This is a genomic window from Halogeometricum sp. S1BR25-6, from assembly GCF_031624495.1.
GTDB classification, from domain to species: Archaea; Halobacteriota; Halobacteria; order Halobacteriales; family Haloferacaceae; genus Halogeometricum; species Halogeometricum salsisoli.
This window is the reverse complement of the sequence record NZ_JAMQOP010000002.1, coordinates 661599-683207: the sequence shown is the minus strand read 5'-3', so window position 1 is coordinate 683207 and position 21609 is coordinate 661599. Positions and strand designations below refer to the sequence as shown.

General features: G+C 68.0%; 24 protein-coding genes. 12 read left to right on the top strand and 12 right to left on the bottom strand.

Annotation, left to right across the window (positions count from 1 at the left end; genetic code table 11):
- Positions 1 to 23: 23 nt before the first annotated feature.
- Positions 24 to 389, bottom strand: a complete 366-nt coding sequence (locus NDI76_RS13550; RefSeq protein ID WP_310924617.1) for a DCC1-like thiol-disulfide oxidoreductase family protein — start codon at positions 387 to 389, stop codon at positions 24 to 26.
- Positions 390 to 496: 107 nt separating this feature from the next.
- Here NDI76_RS13550 and NDI76_RS13545 point away from each other — a divergent pair, with 107 nt between their 5' ends.
- Positions 497 to 673, top strand: a complete 177-nt coding sequence (locus NDI76_RS13545) for a hypothetical protein (protein WP_310924616.1) — start codon at positions 497 to 499, stop codon at positions 671 to 673.
- Between the two features lie 195 nt (positions 674 to 868).
- Here the strand turns inward: NDI76_RS13545 and NDI76_RS13540 are convergent, their stop codons facing one another.
- From NDI76_RS13540 to NDI76_RS13530, 3 genes are all read right to left on the bottom strand, one after another.
- Complete coding sequence (locus tag NDI76_RS13540; protein WP_310924615.1) at positions 869 to 1711, bottom strand: ion transporter; 843 nt, start codon at positions 1709 to 1711, stop codon at positions 869 to 871.
- Between the two features lie 61 nt (positions 1712 to 1772).
- Positions 1773 to 3512 carry an alkaline phosphatase D family protein gene (locus NDI76_RS13535; RefSeq protein ID WP_310924614.1) on the bottom strand — a complete coding sequence of 580 codons (1740 nt, stop codon included), beginning with the start codon at positions 3510 to 3512 and terminating at the stop codon, positions 1773 to 1775.
- Between the two features lie 80 nt (positions 3513 to 3592).
- Complete coding sequence (locus NDI76_RS13530) at positions 3593 to 3835, bottom strand: hypothetical protein (RefSeq protein ID WP_310924613.1); 243 nt, start codon at positions 3833 to 3835, stop codon at positions 3593 to 3595.
- Positions 3836 to 3994: 159 nt separating this feature from the next.
- On the opposite strand from NDI76_RS13530, the gene NDI76_RS13525 reads away from it, so the two are divergent.
- From NDI76_RS13525 to NDI76_RS13480, 10 genes are all read left to right on the top strand, one after another.
- On the top strand, positions 3995 to 4771 hold the full coding sequence (locus NDI76_RS13525) for an NAD(P)H-hydrate dehydratase (RefSeq protein WP_310924612.1): 777 nt from the start codon (positions 3995 to 3997) through the stop codon (positions 4769 to 4771).
- Positions 4772 to 5000: 229 nt separating this feature from the next.
- Positions 5001 to 7394 carry a hydrogen gas-evolving membrane-bound hydrogenase subunit E gene (mbhE, locus tag NDI76_RS13520; RefSeq protein WP_310924611.1) on the top strand — a complete coding sequence of 798 codons (2394 nt, stop codon included), beginning with the start codon at positions 5001 to 5003 and terminating at the stop codon, positions 7392 to 7394.
- Positions 7391 to 7855, top strand: coding sequence for an MnhB domain-containing protein (locus NDI76_RS13515; RefSeq protein WP_310924610.1), 465 nt, complete (start codon positions 7391 to 7393; stop codon positions 7853 to 7855). The genes mbhE and NDI76_RS13515 overlap by 4 nt, the downstream gene beginning before the upstream one ends.
- A 52-nt stretch (positions 7856 to 7907) precedes the next feature.
- Positions 7908 to 8252, top strand: coding sequence for a sodium:proton antiporter (locus NDI76_RS13510; protein WP_310924609.1), 345 nt, complete (start codon positions 7908 to 7910; stop codon positions 8250 to 8252).
- Entirely contained in the window at positions 8249 to 9856 is a 1608-nt protein-coding gene (locus NDI76_RS13505) for a complex I subunit 5 family protein (protein WP_310924608.1), read from the top strand. Before NDI76_RS13510 ends, NDI76_RS13505 begins: the two co-directional genes overlap by 4 nt.
- On the top strand, positions 9853 to 10518 hold the full coding sequence (locus NDI76_RS13500) for a Na+/H+ antiporter subunit E (RefSeq protein ID WP_310924607.1): 666 nt from the start codon (positions 9853 to 9855) through the stop codon (positions 10516 to 10518). Before NDI76_RS13505 ends, NDI76_RS13500 begins: the two co-directional genes overlap by 4 nt.
- On the top strand, positions 10508 to 10801 hold the full coding sequence (locus NDI76_RS13495; RefSeq protein WP_310924606.1) for an MrpF/PhaF family protein: 294 nt from the start codon (positions 10508 to 10510) through the stop codon (positions 10799 to 10801). Before NDI76_RS13500 ends, NDI76_RS13495 begins: the two co-directional genes overlap by 11 nt.
- A 75-nt stretch (positions 10802 to 10876) precedes the next feature.
- Complete coding sequence (gene mnhG / locus NDI76_RS13490) at positions 10877 to 11218, top strand: monovalent cation/H(+) antiporter subunit G (RefSeq protein WP_310924605.1); 342 nt, start codon at positions 10877 to 10879, stop codon at positions 11216 to 11218.
- 182 nt (positions 11219 to 11400) lie between these two features.
- Complete coding sequence (gene arcD / locus NDI76_RS13485; protein ID WP_310924604.1) at positions 11401 to 12852, top strand: arginine/ornithine antiporter ArcD; 1452 nt, start codon at positions 11401 to 11403, stop codon at positions 12850 to 12852.
- Positions 12853 to 13196: 344 nt separating this feature from the next.
- The gene (locus NDI76_RS13480; RefSeq protein ID WP_310924603.1) at positions 13197 to 13691 is read left to right on the top strand and encodes a cupin domain-containing protein; all 495 of its coding nucleotides are present in this window, start codon (positions 13197 to 13199) and stop codon (positions 13689 to 13691) included.
- A gap of 18 nt (positions 13692 to 13709) precedes the next feature.
- Here NDI76_RS13480 and NDI76_RS13475 read toward each other — a convergent pair whose 3' ends face one another.
- The 4 genes from NDI76_RS13475 to NDI76_RS13460 form a co-directional block, all read right to left on the bottom strand.
- A complete protein-coding gene (locus tag NDI76_RS13475) occupies positions 13710 to 14513 on the bottom strand; it encodes a helix-turn-helix transcriptional regulator (RefSeq protein WP_310924602.1) in 804 nt (267 codons plus the stop codon).
- A 428-nt stretch (positions 14514 to 14941) separates the two neighbouring features.
- The gene (locus NDI76_RS13470; RefSeq protein ID WP_310924601.1) at positions 14942 to 15160 is read right to left on the bottom strand and encodes a hypothetical protein; all 219 of its coding nucleotides are present in this window, start codon (positions 15158 to 15160) and stop codon (positions 14942 to 14944) included.
- Between the two features lie 158 nt (positions 15161 to 15318).
- Positions 15319 to 16083 carry a fumarylacetoacetate hydrolase family protein gene (locus NDI76_RS13465; protein WP_310924600.1) on the bottom strand — a complete coding sequence of 255 codons (765 nt, stop codon included), beginning with the start codon at positions 16081 to 16083 and terminating at the stop codon, positions 15319 to 15321.
- Between the two features lie 52 nt (positions 16084 to 16135).
- Entirely contained in the window at positions 16136 to 16693 is a 558-nt protein-coding gene (locus NDI76_RS13460; RefSeq protein WP_425498366.1) for a DoxX family protein, read from the bottom strand.
- 130 nt (positions 16694 to 16823) lie between these two features.
- Here NDI76_RS13460 and NDI76_RS13455 point away from each other — a divergent pair, with 130 nt between their 5' ends.
- The gene (locus tag NDI76_RS13455) at positions 16824 to 17474 is read left to right on the top strand and encodes an SDR family oxidoreductase (protein WP_310924599.1); all 651 of its coding nucleotides are present in this window, start codon (positions 16824 to 16826) and stop codon (positions 17472 to 17474) included.
- Positions 17475 to 17492: 18 nt separating this feature from the next.
- Here NDI76_RS13455 and NDI76_RS13450 read toward each other — a convergent pair whose 3' ends face one another.
- From NDI76_RS13450 to NDI76_RS13435, 4 genes are all read right to left on the bottom strand, one after another.
- The gene (locus NDI76_RS13450) at positions 17493 to 18713 is read right to left on the bottom strand and encodes a M20 family metallopeptidase (RefSeq protein WP_310924598.1); all 1221 of its coding nucleotides are present in this window, start codon (positions 18711 to 18713) and stop codon (positions 17493 to 17495) included.
- A complete protein-coding gene (locus tag NDI76_RS13445) occupies positions 18706 to 20106 on the bottom strand; it encodes an APC family permease (RefSeq protein WP_310924597.1) in 1401 nt (466 codons plus the stop codon). Before NDI76_RS13445 ends, NDI76_RS13450 begins: the two co-directional genes overlap by 8 nt.
- Positions 20107 to 20176: 70 nt before the next feature.
- Positions 20177 to 20860 (bottom strand): helix-turn-helix domain-containing protein, encoded by a 684-nt coding sequence (locus NDI76_RS13440; RefSeq protein ID WP_310924596.1) that lies wholly within the window; start codon positions 20858 to 20860, stop codon positions 20177 to 20179.
- A gap of 132 nt (positions 20861 to 20992) precedes the next feature.
- A complete protein-coding gene (locus tag NDI76_RS13435) occupies positions 20993 to 21601 on the bottom strand; it encodes a translation initiation factor IF-2 subunit beta (protein ID WP_310924595.1) in 609 nt (202 codons plus the stop codon).
- Between the last annotated feature and the right edge of the window lie 8 nt (positions 21602 to 21609).

Genomic DNA, 21609 nt, shown 5'->3' with positions numbered 1-21609 from the left:
TCTGGCCGGGGTCGAAGTCGAAGCTACGCCCGCGTCGGCTTCGAGAGGAACTTGCCGAGGACGTCGCGGTTGTCCGCGCCGCGGCGGTACGCCCACTCGCGGGCGTTCCGGTAGGCGCCGTACTCCCGGAGCTTCGAGACGAGGGGACGCGCGAACCGCCCGTACTCGGTCCGGAGCAGCGACTCCTCTATCGAGGCGCCGCAGGAGTATCGCTCCTCGCCGACGAGGAGGTGCGCGCAGTTCTCGTACGACGGCGGCAGTCGCTCGCGCAGCGAGTCGTCGAGTTCGGAGAAGCCGACGATGCGCACGTTCGCGTTGTCGTCGAGCCACTCGGCGCACCACGTACAGAAGCCGCAGTCGTCGTCGTAGACGAGGGTCGGTCGTGTCACGCGCGGGAGTTGGGGCCGCAGAGGGAAACGTCTGTATCTCCCGGCGCGTAACGGACGCCCCTCCCGCGGAGCGGTGGACCTTCCTGTCGCCGGCGCGACGAACGTCCATGGAACGGTTCGTCCGGTACGTCGTCGTCGGCGGCGCGGTGCTGGTCGCGGGACTCTGGACGGTCACGCTCTCCGAGACCCAGTCGCTCGCGTGGGCGGCGGGCGTCGGACTCGTCCTCGTCGGCGTCGCCGCCCTCGCGGACGGAATCCGGCGCGAACTTGACGTCGGCCGCTGACACGCAGTCCCCCCTTCGGTTTCGCTCGCACCGAACGACCGCTCAGGCGACAGTCGCCTCGGCGCCGACGTCGGCGACTTCGACGCCGGAGAACTCGAAGCGCGCGCCGGGCGGGATTCCCCGGCCGTCGCCCTGAAACACGTCTCGAACGCGAGAGCGCCCCGCTCGCGGCGCGCGGGTCCCCTTGACGACGGACTACTGCTCGTGCGAGTCGAACTCCTGATAGATGACGTGGCCGCAGGCCTTGCAGTGGGAAGCGTCGGGGTCGTGGCCGGTGAGGCCGCAGTCGGGGCAGGTCACGTCGACCGTCTCCCTGCGCGTCCACTCGCGGACGATTTTGCTCGCCTGCCACGGAACGAGGATGATGGCGGTGAGGACGGCGGCGACGGTGACCCACCGTCCCGCCCGCGTGACCGGAGTGATGTCGCCGAAGCCGACGGTCGTGAGAGCGATGACGACGTAGTAGAACGCGTCGCCGAAGTTCTCGATATCCGGGTTCGTCCGGACCTCGACGCCGTAGAACAGTCCCGCCGAGACGAAGAACAGAACCAAGACGGTCAGGAGGAGTTTCGTCACCCGGAGCGACTGGACGGAGACGGTGCCGAAGAAGAACTCCTCGTCCTGCGTGAACCGGTAGAACCGCAGCACGCGGACGATGCGGACGGCCCGGAGAAAGCCCGTGACCGTGACGATGGCCGGGATGGGGAGGAGGAGAACCGCCAGCGTGGGGAGTATCGACAGGAGGTCGACCGCCGCGTACGGATCGGTGAACTCTCCGAAGCGGTCGCGGGCGCCGTACAGTCTGAGGACGTACTCGACGAGGAACACGGCCGCGATGACGACCTCCGCGTCCCAGAGCAGCGACCGGGCCGTCGCCGAGAGGGAGTACGTCTGCGCGACGAAGACGCCGACGAACACCACGTTCAGCGCCAACAGCGCGACGTCGATGGTCCTGCCCGCCGGCGTCCGGTGGTCGAGCAGGTAGAAGCGCACCCGCTCTCGAAACCCCTCCGGCACCCGCGCCGCGTGGTCGGTCATCGTCGGACGTTGGAACCCACGGTAGATGGGTTTTTCAGGTGGCGGTCGCGCCGAACGGCGCTCATCCCACGAACTCGTCGGTCACGTCCTCCAGTTCGACCTCGCCCTCGGGAACGCGGTAGGCGGCGACGACGTGCCGGTCGGCGTCCGGGGAGTTCTCCGTCTTGTCGACGGCGTACCCGACGTAAGTGCACGCCTCGGGCGTGAACTCGACGACCGAGTAGCCCCAGTTGTGGCTGTCGAAGAACTCGATGTGGGGGTTCATCGCCGTGACGAGCGTCGTGAGCAGCGGTTCGGTGAGGCGGCCGCGCAGACCGCGGGTGAGGTGGAGCGCCTCGGCGACGTTCACCGACGTTATCGCGGGCGTCATGAACTCCACGCCGATGCGCTCGCCCTGCGCGACGCCCTCGCCGCCGGAGACGCGCCCGGGGTAGGAGGTCTGCTGGTAGGCGGCGACGTAGCAGTGCATGTCGCCGGTGAGCGTCACGAAGTTGTCGACGCCGGCCGCGCCGATGGACTCCGTGATGCGCTGCCGTTCGCGCGTGTAGCCGTCCCAGCCCCCCTGCACCGGGAACACGGAGAGCGGTCCCGACCCGAGGCGGAACGGCACCGTGAGCACCTCGTCGGCCCAGACGGTCCACGTCGATTCGGAATCGGAGACGGTGTCTATCAGCCAGTCCCGCTGTTCTTCGCCCAGCATCGTCCGCCCCGGCGGTTCGTACTGTGGGCCGACGTTGTCCGGCGTCGGGATGGCCTCCCGCGGCGGGTCGCGGTACAGTCGCTCGTCGGTCATCGCCAGCGTGACCAACTCGCCGAACTCGAAGGAGCGCCACAGCCGAAACCGCTCCTGCAGCGACTCCCCCTCGGGGTCGTAGGACACCCGGGCGGGCAGGTACTCCCACCACGCGTGCATCGCGTCGGCCACCAACTCGGTCATGAACTCCGGGTCGTCGGCGCGCGGGTGGTCGCCCGACGGCGCGCCCGTCCGCCGGTCCCAGTAGACGTCGTTGACGAGTTCGTGGTCGTCCCAGCCGACGACGAGCGTGTGCGACTCCAGCGCCTCCTGGAGGAACCGGTCCTTCCGATACGTCCGGTAGAGGTGGCGGTAGTCCGCCAGCGACTGCACGCGGTCGTGGCCGCTCGGAAAGGAGAGTTCACGGCCCTCATACTCGTACGACCCGAACCCTTTGAAATCGCCGGCGCTGGATTCGTAGACGAAGTCGCCGACGTGGACGAGAAAGTCCACATCCGCCTCGGCGACGCGGTGGTAGGCGGGGTAGTAGCCGTTCTGGTAGTCCTGACACGCCAGCACCGCGAACCGGACGGAGTCGGGCGAGGCGTCGGGGGCAGGCAGGGTTCGGCACCGACCGACGCGCGAGGAGGCGTCCCGGTGGACGAAGCGGTAGTGGTACGTCGAGTCCGGTTCGAGTTCGCCGTCGAGGTCGATTCGCACCGTGTGGTCGTGCGCGCGGACCGGCGTCTCGTCGGTCACGATGCCCTGGAAGACCACCTCGTCGAACGCCTCGTCGGCCGCGACGCGAACCGCGAGGGGGGAGTCCGGGTCGTAGGCGTCGGGGGCGACGCGCGTCCAGAGGACGACGCCCTCCGGCGTCGGGCCGCCGCTGGCGACGGACTGCGGGAACGTCCCGTCCGGGTCGGCGTCGGGGTCGAACGCGAAGGGGTCGTCGCCGGCCGCCTCGTCGACGCGCGCGTCGAACGCGAGGTCGTGGGAGTCGAGTTCCGAGAGAAGCGTTCCGTGGTCGTCGGTGTGTCCCGCCGTCGGCGGGAAGTCGCCGGCCATAGGTCCGTCACTCCGCAGAGAGCGATGGGGGTTTCGGTCCGGCGGGGCGGGACGGACGGCGCGGACCGTCGGCGTTCGGTCTACAGGTTGCCGCGCAGGTGGAGTTTCTCCGAGCCTTTCGTCTCGACCGCGGTGTTGTCGACGGTGTAGTCGTCGGTGTCGGCGTCGCCCCACCCCATGTCGGCCTTGACGGTGTCCGCGAGGCTCGGTTCGGGGTCGACGTACGCCGTGTCGCCGTCTATCTCCGTGACGAGACCGAGCGTGTTGCCGCTGGCGTCGACGACTTCCTTGCCCTCGTCGTCGTCGGTGAAGGTTACTGTCACGGTCGGTGGTCGGCCGCCCGGCACTAAGGCCTGCCGGCGCCCGCGCCCCGTCCGCTCTCGCCGGCGCCGAGGCCCGCGACCGCACCGCCCGACGGCGTCTCCTCGGGTTCCGAATCCGGCCCCAGTACGTAAACCGCGGACCGACGAAGGGGAGAGGACATGAGTCAACTGCTCCAGTCGCTTCCGGACGCGCGCGGCGGAACCGTCGGCGACTCCGGACGCGTCGGCGTCATCGGCGGCAGCGTCGGGTTCCCCGGTCAGCCGTCGCTGACGGCGCTCGCCGCCCTCCGCGCGGGGAGCGACGTCTCGAAGGCGCTCGTCTCCGAGGAGATATACTCGGTCGTCGCGAGTCACTCGCCGGACCTCGTCGTCGACCGCTATCCGGGCGAGCGGTACGACGACCGGGCGGTCGAGTCCGCCCTCGAACTCGCCGAGTGGGTCGAGTCGCTCGTCGTCGGGCCGGGTCTCGTCGACGCCGACCCCGACGCCATCAGACGGACGGTCGACGAGGCGGACGTCCCCGTCGTCGTCGACGCCGACGCCATCGACCCCCTGCTGCACGCCGACCTCTCGGGGGCCGTCGTCACACCCGACGACAACGAGGTCGACCGAATCGAGGAGGAACACGAGTCCTTAGAGGAGTTCACCGCCGCCACGGGCGCCGTAGCCGTCGCCAAGAGCGACGTGGACGTCATCGTCGCCGACGGCGAACGGACGACGAACGACACCGGGTCGCCGGTGATGACCGTCGTCGGGACGGGCGACACGATGGCGGGCGTCATCGCCGCGCTGTCGGTACAGGGGCTCGACCGGCGCGACGCCGCCGAACTCGGGGCGTGGATCGTCGGCAAGGCGGGCGAACTCGCGACGGTCGAACGCGGGAACGGCATCGTGACGACGGACATCATCGAGAAGATTCCCGACACGGTGCAGTGAGCGCCGACGGCCGCGGACGGTCTCCGCGCGCGGCGCCGCGGAGCGAACCGGTCCCCCGGACACGGTTCCGCGTTCGGACAGATGGCGTGACTGCGGGACGGTAACTCGTGACGGGCCTCCGAACTCGGCGACGGTCAACAGGTACTTTGCAACAGGATTCGATGGTCTCGTAGAGGCCGACACTGAGGCGTGCCGCAAGTCGAGTTTCGGCCGATACCGACGAACATCGATGGCACCAGATCTCACAGTCGTTACGGCTATCGTCACGCTTCCCTTCGTCGCCGCGGTCCTCTCACCGCTTCTCCACCGCGCCCTCGGTGAACGGACCGGCTACGCGGGAGCCCTCGTCGCGGCGGCGAGTTTCGGGCTTCTGCTGACGCAGGCCGACAGCTACGGCACCGTCAGGGCGTCGTGGATTCCCGCCCTCGACGTGGGTATCCAGTTCACCGTCGACGGCTGGGGATTGCTGTTCGCGCTCCTGGCCAGCGGTATCGGCGTTCTCGTGTTCGTCTACTCGGCGCGGTACATGCGCGGCGAGGAGGGTCTGGCGCGCTACTACGCGGCCCTGCTCGCGTTCATGGGGTCGATACTCGGCGTCGCGCTCGCATCCGACCTCGTGTTGATATTCCTGTTCTGGGAGCTGACGAGCGTCTGCTCGTTCCTGCTCATCGGTCACCACACCGACGACGCCGAGTCGCGGTACTCGGCGCGGATGGCCATGCTCGTGACCGTCGGCGGCGGCCTGTGTCTGCTCGCCGGTCTGCTCGCGCTTTCGGTGGCGGCGCGGGGCGCACTCGGCGGCGTGACCTTCGACCTGACCGCGATGCTCGCGAACGAGGAGGCGATGCGCGCCGCCCTGCGCGAGTCGGGGCTGTTCGTTCCGGCGCTCGTCCTCGTCGTCGTCGCCGCGGCCGCCAAGTCCGCGCAGGTTCCGCTGCACTTCTGGCTCCCGAACGCGATGGTCGCGCCGACGCCCGTTTCGGCCTTCCTCCACTCGGCGACGATGGTCAAGGTGGGCGTCTACTTCGTCGGCCGCCTGCGCCCCCTACTGATGAGCCCCGAGTGGGTGCTTCTCGTCGCGACGCTCGGGCTTCTGACGATGACGGTCGGGGCGCTGTTGGCGGTAATCTCGACCGACATCAAGGAGCTTCTCGCCTACTCGACGGCGAGCCACCTGGGGCTGATGGTCGCCGGCTTCGGGTTCGACGTCGTCTACGGCGGCGAGGCGGGCGCGTTCCACCTGCTCAACCACGCGCTGTTCAAGGCGCCGCTGTTCCTCGTCGCGGGCATCGTCGCCCACGAGGCCGGCAGCCGCGACCTTGACGACCTCGGGGGACTCTGGCGGGACCTCCCGGTGACGGCCGTCGTCGCCGGAATCGCCGCGCTAAGTATGGCCGGAATCCCCCCGTTCAACGGATTCTACTCGAAGGAGCTGCTGTTCGAGGCGGCGTACGAAGTGGCCCACGAAGCCGGGGGTCTCGCCTGGCTGTACCCCGCCGTGGCGACGGTCGCGAGCGTGTTCACCGTCGTCTACTCGCTGAAGTTCCTCGCGATGTTCGTTGGCGAGCGCCGGGCACCGAAGGCGGAGATTCACCGGCCCCCCGTCGCGCTGGTGGCGCCGCCCGCCGTGTTGGCCGCCGCAGCGGCCGTCGTCAGCGTCTCGCCGCAGTTGGCGGTCGACGTCATCGTCCAAGGAGCCATCGACGCCACCGCGGTCGGCGAGGCGGACCTCAAAATCGGGCTGCCGACCCATCTCACGCCCCCGGTCGCGATGTCCGCCGTCGCCATCCTGGGCGGGGCCGCCGCGTACCCGTTCGAGGGGCGCCTCGGAGCGGTCATCGAACGCGGTGTCGACGCTCCGGTCCCCGTGCGCCCCCGCGGCTGGTACGACTGGGCCGTCTCGACGGCGGAGGCGACGAGCGCCCGGTTCGGTCCGCTCGTCCACACGGGCGTCCTGCGGACGTACCTGACGTGGGTGGCGGCGACCGGGAGTCTGCTCGCGCTGGCCGGCTTCGCCACGACCGGAGCGGCGCTCGGAATCGACGGGCTCGGCGTGCCGACGGCGGTCGCCGTCGTGTTGGTGACGGCCCTCCTCGCCGCCCTGGCGGTTCCTGCCGCCCCCTCCCACCTCGTCGGCGTTCTCACGCTGTCCATCCTCGGATTCATGATTTCGATTTTCTTCATCCTCGCGAGCGCGCCGGACCTCGCGCTCACGCAACTGGTCGTCGAGACGCTCGTACTCCTGATATTCCTGCTCGTCCTCCAGCGGTTGCCGTCCTTCTACTCGGACGTCCGCCGGTTCGTACTCGCCCGCGACGCGGGCGTGTCAGTTCTAGTGGGGGCGATGGCGTTCGCGTCCGTCCTCCTGACCGCCCCCGCCCCCGGCGCCGACCCGACGGACCTCGCCACGTACTACACGGAACAGGCGGTGCCGGGCGGCGGCGGCGCGAACATCGTCAACGTCATTCTCGTGGACTTCCGGGCGTTCGACACGCTGGGCGAACTGATGGTCGTCGCGACCGCCGCCATCGCCATCCTCGTGCTCGTGATGATGCGAGCGCGCGGGGAGTCCGTGGCCGACCGCGACGCCGACCCGGTCTTCGAGGGGGACGATTCGTCGTGACGACGAGAATCATGCAGACGACGGCCCGCGTGACCGTCCCCATCGTGCTCGTCCTCTCGATATGGCTGTTCCTCCAGGGCCACAACCTCCCCGGCGGTGGGTTCATCGGCGGCGTCCTCACCACGACGGCGTTCGTGCTCATCTACGTCGCCTACGACCTCGAGTACCTGGAGTCGGAGGTGCTCGACAGGGAGGTCGACCCCGGAGCCAGCGTGTACGACCACCGCACGGTCACCGCCTACCGCCGCGCGTTGATCCTGGGTCTGGCGGTCGTCCTCGGGAGCGGCGTCGCCGGAATCGTCGTCGGCGACCCGTTCCTGACGCAGACGTACGTCCACCTCGGCGGCATCCCCATCTATCACGACATCGAACTCGCCAGCGCACTCGTGTTCGACTTAGGCGTGTACCTCGTCGTCGTCGGCAGCGTCCTGACGGTCGTCTCGGTGGTGAGCGCCGAATGATTCGGACAAGCGGGGCGCCGTCCGTCCGCGTCCGACGCGGGGGTGACGACCGATGAGCGTCGCCTTGGCCGTCGTGGTCGGCGGGTTGTTCGCCGTCGGGACGTTCCTGCTGTTGCGGCGGGACCTGATACGGGTCGTTCTGGGAATCGCCGCCCTCTCTCAGGGCACGTTCGTCTACCTGATCGCGATGGGGGGCGTCGAGGAGGGGACCGGCGACCTCGTGCCGGTTCTCGGCCACCACGGCGGAGAGGTCCCCGAGGTCGCGGACCCGGTGGTGCAGGCGCTCGTCCTGACCGCCATCGTCATCAGCTTCGGGACGACCGCGCTGGCGCTCGTCCTGTCGTACCGCGCCTACGAGGAGAACGAAACCATGGACGTCACGGAGTGGACAGGATGAGTTGGCACGTCATCGCGCCGCTGTTGGCCGCGCTCGTGACCACCGTGCTCACGCTCGTGCTCCGCGCGTGGCCCCGGGTTCAGGTCGCGGCGAGCGTCGCCGGCGTCGTCGGGTACGTCGCGGCGGTCGCCGGCTCCGTCTGGACGGTCGTCCTCGGACCGGCGGCCCCCGGCGTCGCGGTCTATCAGGTGGGCAACTGGCCCGCGCCGTTCGGAATCACGCTCGTCCTCGACGGGCTCTCGGCGTTCATGCTGATTATCGCCGCGAGCCTCGGACTCGTGTCGATGCTGTTCTCGATTCGGTACATGATCGCCGAGAACCAGCGCGTCTACTACCACCCCCTCTTCCACCTGCTCTTGGTGGGGGTGTCCGGCGCGTTCCTCACGGGCGACCTGTTCAACCTGTTCGTCTGGTTCGAGGTGATGCTGATCGTCAGCTACGTGTTCGTCGCCTTCTACGGCACCGAACTCGCCACCGCGGCGTCGTTCCGCTACCTGACGATGAACGTCTTCGGAAGCGCGCTCATGCTCGTGGCCGTCGGCGGCCTGTACGCCGCGACGGGGACGCTCAACATGGCCGATATGGCCCGGCGGCTGGCCGACCCCGCCGCGTACGGCGTCGACCCCGCGCCGGTCGTCGGCCTGTCGGCCCTGCTGCTCGCGGTGTTCGCGCTGAAGGCGGGGCTCGTCCCCTTCCAGTTCTGGGTGCCGGCCGCGTACACCACCGCCCCGCCGCCCATCACGGCGATGTTCGCCGGGGTCACGAAGAAGGTGGGCATGTACGCGGTGCTCCGACTGTACTTCACCGTCTTCGCCGCCGGCTCCGTCTCGGCCGACGTGCCCGGTATCCCCGGCGCGTCGCCGCTCGCCTTCCTCGCGCCGGTGCTGGGGGCGATGGCGATAGCGAGCATCGCCGTCGGCGCGTTCGGCGCCGTCGGTCAGAACCGACTGGAGGGCGTGTTCGCGTACTCGAGCATCGGTCAGGTCGGCTTCATCGCCCTCCCCATCGCCGTCGCCGCGGCCGCCGGCCCCACGGGGACGCTCCGCCGGGTCGCCATCGCGGCCGCGTTGGTGTACGCGTTCCACCACGCGCTCACGAAGGGGCTCCTCTTCCTCTCGGCGGCCGTGGTCAAGGACGCGGTCGGAACGGACGACCTGCGAAACCTCGGCGGCCTCGCGAGTCGTTCGCCGATGCTCGCGGGGGCCGTCCTCGTCGGCCTCCTCTCGTTGGTCGGCATCCCGCCGCTGATCGGATTCTTCGGAAAGTTCCTCACCTTCGACGCGGCGGTTCGGGGGCTCGGCTTCGGTCCCGGCGCGCTGTCCGCGCTCGCGTTGGTCGCGTCGCTCGTCGGCGCCGTGCTCACCATCCTATACACGACGCGGGTGTGGGTCGGCGGCTTCTGGGGCCCCAAGACGCCGGCCGTCGAGGTCGCCGCCGCCGACTCGGGACAGATCGCGATCGTCGTCGCACTCGCGGCGGTCGTCGTCCTCGTCGGCGTGGGGTTCGACCCGGTGTACCGGTTCGCCGAGACGGCGGCGAACGCCGCCGTCGACAGCGAGGCCTACGTCGACGCCGTGGGTCTCGGCGGGGGTGGCGGCGAATGACCCGCAGTTGGCCGGTCATCGGCACCTTCTTCGGCGTCCTGTGGGTGTTCGTCCAGGGGCCGCCGATCGCCCCCGCCCCCCTCCTCGGAGCGCTGCTGGTCGGCCTCGCCGTCGGACTTCCCATGGCCTACGTCTTCCGGCGCCTGTACGCGGACACGGTCGACCTCCGTCGGTCGGCTCGCGGCGTCCCGTACGCGGTGCTGTACCTTCTGGCGTTCATCAGGGAGGCGGTCGTCGCCAGCCTCGACGTCACGTACCGCGTGCTCGCCCCCTCCAACCCCATCGAACCGGAAGTGATTCTCATCCCGCTGCGAGTCCAGACCGAACTCGGCGTGACCACGATCGCGAACAGCATCACGATGACACCCGGCTCGCTCACGCTCGACTACGATTCGACGGAGAACGCGCTGTACATCCACGTCATCGACGGGCGGTCTCCCGAAGAGATCGTCGAACCGATCCGCGACTGGGAGGACTACGCGCTCTCCATCTTCGACGAGGAGCTCTCGGCGGGCGACCCCGCACCGGACTTCGCCGTCTACCCGCCCGACCAGACGCACCCCGTGCTCGAACAGGCCGTCTCCGAGGCCCACGAGGGGGTCGAGGCGGAACCCGACCCGTCGACCGAGGGAGACGCGGGAGGTGAGAACGATGACCGCTGAGGGAGCGATCGTGCCGGTCGTCGACGCCGCCATCGTCCTCGTGTCGCTTTTGAACCTGTTCTGCGGCTACCGCGCGGTCCGGGGGCCGACGGTCCCCGACCGCGTGGTCGCGCTGGACGCCATCGCGACGAACATCGTCGCCATCGCCGTCCTGTTCGCCATCAAGACCGGACGGGGTCTCTTCGTGACCGTCAGCCTCGTCCTCGCCATCATCGCGTTCCTCTCGACGGTCGCGGTCGCGAAGTTCGTCACCGAAGGCGACATCATCGTCACACAGGAGTGAACACGACATGACTCACCGACATCGACCCGACGGAATCGTCCCGACGAGCCAGCAGGTCGCCGGAGGTGACCGCTGATGGTCGCACTGGAGACGGTACAGATGTGGGCGGTCGTCGCTTTGGTCGTCGTCGGGTCGTTCTTCCTCACGGTCGGAACGATCGGCCTGCTGCGGCTTCCGAACGTGTACAATCGGATGCACGCGACGAGCAAGCCAGCGACTATCGGAACGGTCGCGATCTTTCTGGCCGGGTTCGCGTACTTCGGTCCCGGGGGCGCCGGCCTCTCGTCGCTGGTCGGTATCGTCTTCCTGTTCCTGACGGTGCCGACCGGCGCACACATGATCTCCCGGGCGGCGGAGCGGACCGGCGTCTCGTTCCTGGGGTCGGTGACGTGGCCCGGCAAGACCGACGACGAGTAGGCCGTTCCGATTGCGTTCGTACTCGGTTCTGACTGCGGCGCTCGCGACTCGCTCTCGTCCGAACGGACCTCGCCGAAACGGTCTCCGTTTATTGTTACCGCGAGTAACGGTACCAATTCTGATACCCTACGGGAATAAAATAGCCTAACTTAATACTCCGCAGTTATTACCGTGGGGCACACGTGCCTTCCTTGAACCTCGAACCGCTGACGTACGAGGACATCCCGGCGGACCGGCGGCCGAGCCTCCTGCAGGCGCTGGTTCCCGTCCTCGGAATCGTTCTGTTCCTCGGCGTCGGGTCCGGATACCTGAAGTTGGCCCCGCACGGCCCGCTGCTCTGGAGTATCGTTTTGACCGGTGCGGTGGGGACGTACTGGCTCGGCTACTCGTGGGACGACCTCTACGAGGGCCTCGCGGACAGCCTGTTGATGGGCTTGCAGGCCATCCTCATCCTGTTCGTCATCTACGCGCTCATCGCCACCTGGATTAGCGCCGGGACGATTCCCGGACTCATGTACTACGGGCTCGCGGTGTTGACGCCGGACGTCTTCCTGCCGGCGACGGCGCTGCTCGCGATGGCCGTGGCTTTCGCCATCGGGTCGTCGTGGACGACGGCCGGAACGCTCGGCGTCGCGTTCATCGGCATCGGCGCGGGTCTCGGCGTCCCCGAACCGATGACCGCCGGCGCCGTCCTCTCGGGCGCCTACGCGGGCGACAAGCAGTCGCCGCTGTCGGACACGACGAACCTCGCGGCAGCCGTGACGAACGTCGACCTCTACGACCACATCCGCGCGATGCGCAACGGGACGGTTCTGGCCTTCGGCCTCTCGGTCCTGCTCTACGCGGTTCTGGGGCTGCGCTCCGGCGGCGCGATTCCCGCCGGCCGCGTCGCCGAGATTCAGGGCGCGCTGGCCGGCACCTACGACCTCTCTGCGCTGGTCCTCCTTCCGCTCGTCGTCACCTTCGGACTGGCGCTCTACGGCGTCTCCGCGCTCCCGACGCTCGTCGCCGGCGTCTTCGCCGGCACCTTCGCGACGATTCTCGTCCAGGGTCGCTCGTTCACCGCCGCCTGGGGGGTCTTCCTTGACGGGACGGCCCCCGAAACGGGCGTGACGCTCGTGAACGACCTGCTGGCCAGCGGCGGTCTCTCCGGGTCGGCCTGGACCATCTCCATTGTCGTCGCGGCGCTTGCGCTCGGCGGACTCCTCGAACGGACCGGCGTCCTCGCGGTGCTCGCTCACTCGTTCGCGTCGGCCGTCCGCGGTCCGCGCAGTCTGGTCATCGGGACCGGCGCCTCGGCCATCCTCGTCAACGCGTTCTCCGCCCAGCAGTACATGAGCATCGTCGTTCCCGGACTCACCCTCCGGAACCTCTACGACGAGTACGGACTGGCGGGCGAGGACCTCTCGCGGGCCATCGAGTCCGCGGGCACCCCGACGGGCGCGCTCTTCCCGTGGCACGCCGGCGCCGTCTACATGTCCGCCGTCTTCGGCGTGGGAACGCTCGCGTACGCCCCGTACTACTTCTTCGCGTTCCTCTCGCCGCTCGTCCTGTTCGCGACGACGCTCCTCGGCGGGCGGAACGAGGGGACGGCCGGGTCCGGTCGTCAGTCGCCGGCGACGACCGACGACTGACCGTCGGAGTCGATTTCGGGGTCTCGGTCCGGTCGCGAGTACGTCCGCACAAGCTCTGTCGAAATCCTTGAGTCGTGACAGAAACGCGTGCTGAGTACAGAGCGTGTATTCAGCAGACGGACACAGCGGTATCGGCTCGCTTCTGGACCGAACGTGACTGCGCTGCTCATTACAGGTTACCGCTCGTGGGAGTAACTTTGCGTCGATAGGAAGGCTGTGTCTCGTCGGGTGAGAGAGTCTCAGCGGGTAACTACAATTCACCTCGGAGTCTCGGTACAGTCGACGAAGCGGGCGGGTACACCGTCCTAACGCGGCCCCTGCGTTCCCCCTCGTCAGAGAATACGATGTCGAACTACACTCCCGAACCCGATAGCCGAACCGAATCAGAACACTACCACGTCCTCGGTGCGACCCTGTCCATCACCGCGGACGCCGAGACAACGAACGGTGAGTACCTCGTGCTCGACATGCTGGTCCCGCCGATGTTCGAGAACGGGCTTCACACCCACGAACCGAGCGAAGTCTTCCACGTCATCGAGGGCGAGGCGCGACTCCACGTCGATGGGCGCGACCGGATGCTCGGCCCGGGAGCGTCCGGCTACGTCCCCGGCGGCGAGGTCCACGGCTTCGCCAACGAGGGCGACGAAGTCTGTCGTGTCATCGCCGTCATGACACCCGGCGGTGCAGAGGACTTCTTCAGGGAGGTCGGGCAACCGACCGAGGACCGGTCGCTCCCCGAACCCGTCGAGCCCACAGAGGAGATACTCCAGTCGGTGTTCGCTATCGGCGAGCGATACGGCTTCGAGTTTCTGGGTCCACTTCCCGAGCGGGTGGCATGAGTTCGGGTGGTTCGCTGGTCACTCACCACCATCGGTCGCCACCGTTCCGATGTCGATAGCGCTCGGTGTGAGCTGCTCGGCTCCGGCGTGGTAGGCGGTGACTGTCTCTTCGGCCCACGTCCGAACCACGTCGTTGTCGGTCACAATCAGCCCCCGGGGACTCCCACTCTCGTCGACGGCTCCGATGATGACCCACTCGTCGGCGATGGTCAAGATGAGGGGTACGGGTTGGGAGGCAATGGCGATGCGGGCCCCTCGGGTGAGGAGGTCTCGAAGGTGAGTCCTCGATGCCGGGTCGTTGAGGAGCGAGCGGACGAGTGTCGAATCCAAGACTCCCTCGAAGTGCTGTCCCTCGTCAACGAAGCACTGTCTGGCAGCCGGGTCGCCCTCGGGCAGGAACGTGTACGTGAGCATACGGATGTGGTCGGCCCCGTGGATGGTCTGTAACATCCGTCTGGTCGGCGCGAACGGGTCGTTCGGACGTGGTAGCGCTATTTCTGCGTCTCCGAGCCTGTCGAACTCGAAGCCGAACTCCGCGAGTGGAAGCCACGGGGTGACGTGGCTCAGTGCCGAGACCGTATCCATAGCATCGAACGTCCGGGCGAACTCGGCAGCTGCGAGCTCACCGACTGGCGTGAGGCTGAAGGTTCCGTTCTGTTTCGCCACCAGCCCACTGTCCCTGAGTGCTCGAAGCTGGCGGTGGATCGTTGGCCGCGAAACGCCGACTGCTTCCTGAAGCTCTCGCCTGTCGAGTGGGCCGTCTCGCAACCCGTCGAGAACCGGCCACCGCCGGGTAAGGCCAACGAAGTCGTCTATTTCCATAATCGATTTAAAAGGTAGCAGACAGTATGAAGATTGTCGTCCGAACGTTCGACTGGTCTGGAGACGAGTTCCTGTGCGTTCTGTGGCGCGGTATCGGACGTTATGTCTCCAGAACAGGTCGTCTCCTACAGCGGTGGCTCACGGTCGACGAGTCATCGAGATTCACGGGTGAGCCACGGAACTCGTCAGATGGACTCGCGTCCAGGCCGACTCGCGCTCTGTATTCAGCACGCTCTTGACAAACTGTGACCAGCAGAGGATTCAACAAGGGCCTCCGCACGGAAAGTCGGCCTCGGCACTCATAGGGTTCGTCACCGTCGGGTGCCACCCCGACTCGGAACGGTGGCCTCGTCATCGGCCGTGCGGCGATATCGGACCCACCGGCAAGAGCGTTCCGAGAGGCCGTCGGTGCGTGGGGAACCAGACGGCTACGGCATCGCCTCGTTCTCCGCGTCCGCGAGGTTGCGGAGGCGGTCCCTGTCGCTCCCGTCGAACTGCCGTTGACAGCGGGCGACCCACGAGGCGGCGTCGTCGGTCGTCTCCGGCGTCGCGTCGGCGGACGCGGGGTCGGCCGAACGGGCGTCCGTCGGCGTCGGTCGGGTGGCGGTCGTCTGCGATTCGGTCGTCGTGCGGGTGTTCGTGCTCACGTGTTCGGGAGGTGTCGCGGGTCGGTCGTCCGTCTGTTCGCCCTTCGAGGAGAGTTACGCGCGTACGGGTACGACCGACATGAGTTACCTCTCATCTCTTCGGGATAGATAATAAAAGTTCGTGAAGTACGTTCGCGCGGTTCCGCTGCGCGGGACGTTCACTCCGGTGTGACCACCCGGTTTCGGAGCGTCCCGATTCCCTCGTACCACATCTCTACGTCGTCGCCGGGTTCCACGTCGCCGGGGTTCGCCGGACTCCCGAAGGCTATCACGTCGCCCGGGCGGAACGTGTACCGCTCGGAGAGAAACGAGACGATTTCGCGCGGGCCGAACAGCATCTCGCCCGTGTTCGCCTCCTGCCGCAGTTCCCCGCCGACGTGCGTCGTCATGTCGAGGTCGGTCGGGTCGACGTCCGTCTCTATCCACGGCCCGAGCGGTGCGGACCCGTCGAACGCCTTTCTGGCCGTCCGCTTCGGTTGGTCGATGGCGTCGAGGTCGTTCAGTATCGTGTAGCCGCGGACCGCCTCGTCTACCTCCCCGACCGACAGGTCGTGACACGTCTCGTCCACGACGGCGGCCAACTCGCCGGCGTACGTCAGTCGGTCGCACCACGAGGGGTAGACGACGTCGGCGCCGGGGTCGAGAAGCGATGTCGGCGGTTTGATGAACCAGTCGGGTTCGTCGGGCACCTCGTAGTTCATCTGGTCGACCGTCGCCGCGTAGTTCCGGCCGACGCAGTAGAACGCCGACGGCTCGCAGGGCGCGAGCAGCGTCGCCTCGGCAGCGGTCTCTCCCGTTCTCTCGCGGTCTCCGTTCGCCTCGTAGTCGACGGAATACGTGTCGCCGTCGACGGTGACGACGCCGTCCTCGTACTCGCCCGTCTCGATGCTCCCGTCGGCCGTTCGGATGCGCGCTACTCGCATACGCGTTCAGCGAACGACCGGGAACGTATAGTTTCGGTCGCCCCCGGCGCCCTCACCCGAGAACGTACCTGAGCCAGCGGTTGTTCTGCACGAACTCGGTCCGTTCGAGGAAGGCGTCGACGCCGAGGATGCGACCCGCACCCCACGCGCCGAGGCCGAACAACAGGAGGGCGTAGACGAGGTGGTCGTCGACGACCCACCCGTGTGCGACGGGCAGTCCCTGCATCGGCCCGCCGGTCAGCGCGGCGGCCCAGTAGAACAGCATCATCACCGCGCCCCAGAACGCCGACCACCTGACGGCGGCGCCCAGCATCAGCGCCAGTCCCGTCAGCGTCAGTCCCCACGCGTTCAGCGGGTCGATGACGCCGATGTACTGGTTCGCCAACATCGCCCAGAACCCGCCGAGCGGGTTCCCCTCGGGGACGCCGTTCAACAGGAATCCGGCGGCGGTCCACGAGGGGTCGAGCACCTTCACGATACCGCCCTGGAACAGCACCCACCCCATCGCCAACCGAAGCGTGAGGATGGAGTAGGCGACCCATCCCTCGGAGTAGTCGAACGACACGTCTCTGCCCAGCACCTCCGCCCTTAGTGCGTTTCTTGTTGACATGGCACTCGGATGTTTCGCGTCACACCAAATAGATGTTTTTCAGCGAACGGTACTGGTCCCCCGGCGGGCGGTCCCGCGCTTTCGGGGGCGACAGCGTCTTGCCCGCGCCGACCGAACGTGGCCGAACACGATGCACGTACTCCTAGCCGGTGCTCACGGGCAGGTCGGACAGCACGCCTCGGAACTCCTCGGCGAGAGCGACCACAACGGCGTCGGGATGGTTCGCGCGGAGGACCAGATGTCCGACATCGAGGACCTCGGTATCGAAGCGGCCCACGCGGACCTCACCGACCCCGAAGACGTCTCCCGCGCCGTCGAAGGCGTCGACGCCGTTATCTTCGCTGCGGGGTCCGGCGGCGACGACGTGTGGGGCGTCGACCGCGACGGCGCGGTGAACCTGATGGAGGCGTGCGAGTCGGCCGGCGTCGACCGGTTCGTCATGCTCAGCGCGATGAACGCCGACGCGCCCGAGGACTCCCCGGAGGCGCTCAGAGAGTACCTGCGGGCGAAGGCCGAGGCGGACGAACGCCTCCGCGAGAGCGACCTGACGTATACCATCGTCCGGCCGGGCGCCCTGACCAACGAGGAGGGAACCGGCCGGATTCGGACGGGCGAGAGCATCGACCGGCGGGACGGCGACGTGCCCCGCGTCGACGTGGCGCGGACGCTCCTCGCCGCCCTCGAAGAGGAGGCCACCCACGGCGTCACCTTCGAGATGCTCTCCGGCGACGTCGACATCGAAGAAGCGTTAGCGGACCCGCTGAACGAGGACGAGGACTGAGCGGCCGCCTCCGACCGTTCAGCCGCAGAACCGAACCGCCGCATCGGCCACGATGTCGGCCACTTCGACCACCTCGTCGGTGTAGACGAACTCGCCCGCCCCGTGGATGTTCTCGCCGTCGGGGCCGAGAATGACGGTCGGCAGGTCCGCGCGGTCCCCGAGGTAGTTGAAGTCGCCGACGCTGGAGAAGTAGCCGTAGGCGGGGTCGACGCCGCAGACGGACCGCGCCGCCTCCGACAGCGAGGTCACCAGCGGGTGGTCCTCGTCGGTGACGTACGGCCCGTAGACGATACCCGGGTCGGGCGCCTCTCTGAATCCGATACCCACCTCGCTCTCTAACTCCAGTTCGTCGACGACGCGTTCGGCGTCCGCGCGGGCCGTCTCCTTCGTCTCCCCGACGACGACGTGTCGGTCGACCATCAGGCGGGCGCGCTCGGGCACCGACAGCGTCTGGCTCCCGCCCTCGATTTTCAGCGGACAGACCGACCCCGACCCGAGTTTCGGGTGGTCGCCCGTCTCCAAGTCGTCTAAGGCGGCGGCGAGTCGCCCGGCGTCGACGACGGCGTTGACGCCCTTCTCGGGTTGAGAGCCGTGGGCCGCTTTCCCGCGAACCTCGATGTCGTAGAACACCCGCCCGCGCGCGCCGAGGAGGAGCGCGGGGTTCTCTATCTCCGACTGCGCGAGGATGGGGCCGGGTTCGGTGACGACGGCGGCGTCGCAGTCGTCGGTGTAGCCGTCCCGAATCAGTCTGTCCGTGCCGAGGCCGTACGGCCCCTCCTCGTCGACGACGGCGGTGAGGAGCACGTCGCCCGCGAGTTCGCGTTTGGAGAGGGCGTCGAACGCCGTCATCACCGCCGCGAGGCCGCCCTTCATGTCGCAGGCGCCCTGCCCGTACAGTTTGCCATCCTCGACGCGCCCCGAGCAGGGGTCCTCCTCCCAGTCTTCGACGAGTTTCACCGTGTCCACGTGAGCGTTGAGGAGGAGCGTCGGCGCCTCCGGGTCCGACCCCTCCAGACGCGCGAGGACGTTGTCGCCCTCGTACTCGGTGATGTCCGGTTCGGAGACGTGGTGGTACTCGGGGCCGTGGCCGCGTTCGGCCAACCAGTCGTAGACGAACTCCGTTATCTCGGCCTCCTCGAAGTAGGGGCTCGGGATGCGCACGAGTTCCTGTAGCAGGTCGATTGTCTCGTCGGGGTCGACCGTCGGCGCGGGGTCGTTCCCGGCGTTCGAGTCAGTCATCGCCGGTCCTCCGAATCGCCGGGTCGTACTCGTCGGACGGCACGCCCGGAAGCGTCGCGAGGATGGCCTCCACGTCCACCTCCTTTTGCTGTCCGCGGTACCAGTAGACGGCGAAGATGACGATGCCGACCAGAATCCAGGGGACGTAGATGGACAGCGACCCCTGATACGCCTGCGTGAGGAGGCCGCCCGCGCCGAGGGCGCCGACGAGGCCCGTGGCGCCGAGGAGGACGGGGCGGGTGAACCCCGCCTCGTCCGCGAGCGACGACCCCGTGAAGAGGACGTACAGCACCGTCACCGAGACGGCGGCATAGGCGATGAGGTAGCTGAACGTGGCGATACCGATGGCTTGACTCAGACCGGTACTCCAGAACGTCAGCCCGGAGGCGACGAGGTAGAGGGTGAGAAGCGACCAGTGGGGCGTGCCGAAGCGGTCGGACACCTCCGAGAACTTCTTGGGGAACACCTCGTCCCACGCCCACGAGTAGGGCATCTTGATGCCAGCCGCCATCACCGCGTGGACGGAGGAGGCGGTGGCCAGCAGACCACCGATAGCGACGATGGTCGTGCCGGTGTCGCCGAGGAACGCCTCCGCCGCAGTGGCGAGGGGGCGGGCCGAGTCCGCGAGCACGGTGTAGTCGGAGACGACGCCGTAGATGACCACCGAGGTCAGCACGTACAGGACGATGAGGATGGCCGTCCCGCCGGCCATCGCGAGGGGGAGGTTGCGCGAGGGGTTCTTCACCTCCGCGCCCATCTGCCCGGCGACGGCGATGCCGATGTAGGCGTAGAACAGGGGTACCGCCGCGGCGATGAAGCCGTCGAAGCCCCCGGTGAAGAACGGCCGGTAGTTGGCCGTATCGACGTTCGCCAGTCCGGGGACGACGAGGACGAGGATGGAGAGGATGAGGAACCCGAAGATGATGTTCTGCGAGACGCTGTACCCCTTCGAGCCGACGAGGTTCACGAGAAAGAGCACCGTCAGCAGCCCGAATCCGGCGAGGGCTGGGTCGACGGAGGGGTAGAACACCTGCAAGTAGCTCCCGAACCCGAGCGCCAACACGGCGTCGGCGGCCATGTACCCCAGCCACTTCGACCACGTGACGAGAAAGCCGGGGAGGCGGCTGTCGAACGTTCGCGAGACGTAGGCGTACGACCCGGCGGCCGCCGGGAATATCGTCGCCATCCAGCCGTAGTTCAGCGCGATGCACATCGCGAGCAGGCCGGAGGCGACGACGACGAGGATGACACTCGGCCCCGTCGTCGAACTCGCCGTCCCCAGCGTGACGAACAGTCCCGCGCCGAGCGTTCCCGCGACGACCGTGCTCACGGCCCCCAACAGACCGATGTCGCGCGAGAGGCTCCGCCCGTCGTTTACGTCCACCGATGACATATGTTCGCATGGGACTCTCACCCGGTAAATGCCCCCTCCCTCTCATGAGAGGGTCCCTCCGCGACCCGAGTCAGTCGCCGCCGAGCAGTTTCGACTCGGCCTTCCGCAGGTGTTCGAGCAGCGTCGCCTTCGAGACGCCGACCTCCGCGGCGAGTTCGGCCGCGCTGGTCTCTCTGGGCCACGCGTAGTAGCCCCGCCGGCGGGCCAACTCGTACACCTCGCGTTGGCGCTCGGAGAGGGCGTCCGTCCGGAACAGCCCGGTACCGCCCTTCGGCGCGGTGATGAGTTCGACGCGGACGTCGGCGCCCTTCTCGGCTCGAATCGCCTCCAACCGCTCGTGGACCGTGTTGCGCGACTCGTGGACGAGCACCGTCCACTGCTCGCGGCCGTCCTGCATCCGCACCGGTTCGTCGGGGATGAACCCCCGAGAGACGAGGGCGTCGTTGATGGAGTTGTTCAGGTCGTACCGGACGACGATGCCGCGCGTCGCGCTTCCCGGCACCGCCTCGTCGTCGAACTCGCCCGTCTCCCACACCGACTCGGTCAGCGGGGAACTGCGGACGGCGTCGACCAGTTCGTCGAGTTCCTCGGTCGAATCGGCGTAGGCGGTGAACCGCCCGTTCGCCAACCCGTCTATCTCGTGGACGCCGTGGCCGAGGAGGCCGCCGTTCGCCTTTTCGGTCACCTCCAGCGTCCAGCAGTCGGGGTGCCAGATGTCCAGACGTACTCTCACCCCTGCCTCCTCGTTCGTCATACTCGACCCGTCATACCCGAAGAGAGGGTCGTGAGCGCGCAAAAAGCTGTGCGTCCGCAGATTCGACCGAAGAGTCGCTCTCGACGGACTCGGCGTTCGCGTCGACGTTCGGGCGACCGGCTTCGTCGCCGCTCAGACCTTCCGGGCGAACGCCAGCGTGCCGCTGGTCCGTTCGATGAGCGCGCGGACGGTATCGCCCTCGCGCGCGCCGGTGACGAAGATGGTGTACTTGCCCTTCTCGGCGACGCCGTCGCCCTTGCGACCGGTGCCGGTGATTTCGAGTTCGTACGTCCCGCCCTCCTCGATGGCGGGGCCCGTGTTCGTCTGCGTCTGCGCCGCGCGTTTCTGGACGGGGCGGAACGCACCGCAGGCCTCACAGCGGAGCATGTCCACGCCGTCCTCGGTGACGAGGCGCGTGTCGGGCAGACCGCACTCCGTACAGGTGACGTACTCGGCGACGTACTCGTCGATGGCCGCCTCGAAGTCGGCGACGGTGAACGACCCGTTGTAGCGCGCGCGGTCGCCGTCGAACTGGCCGTTCGTCCCCAGTTCGCGCTGGATGTTTCGGTGGAGGTGCTGGGCCTCACGCCCGAGGGCGTCGGCGATGTTCCCGAGGTTGGTCAGTCGGGTGAACGCGCCGTCCGTCTCGCCCTCCGGGTCGGGGACGTTGAGACGCGACTCCTCGTAGTTCCGCTCCGGAAGCGTGTCGAACGCTCTGTCGAGAGAATCTGCGTAGTCCATACCGGTCG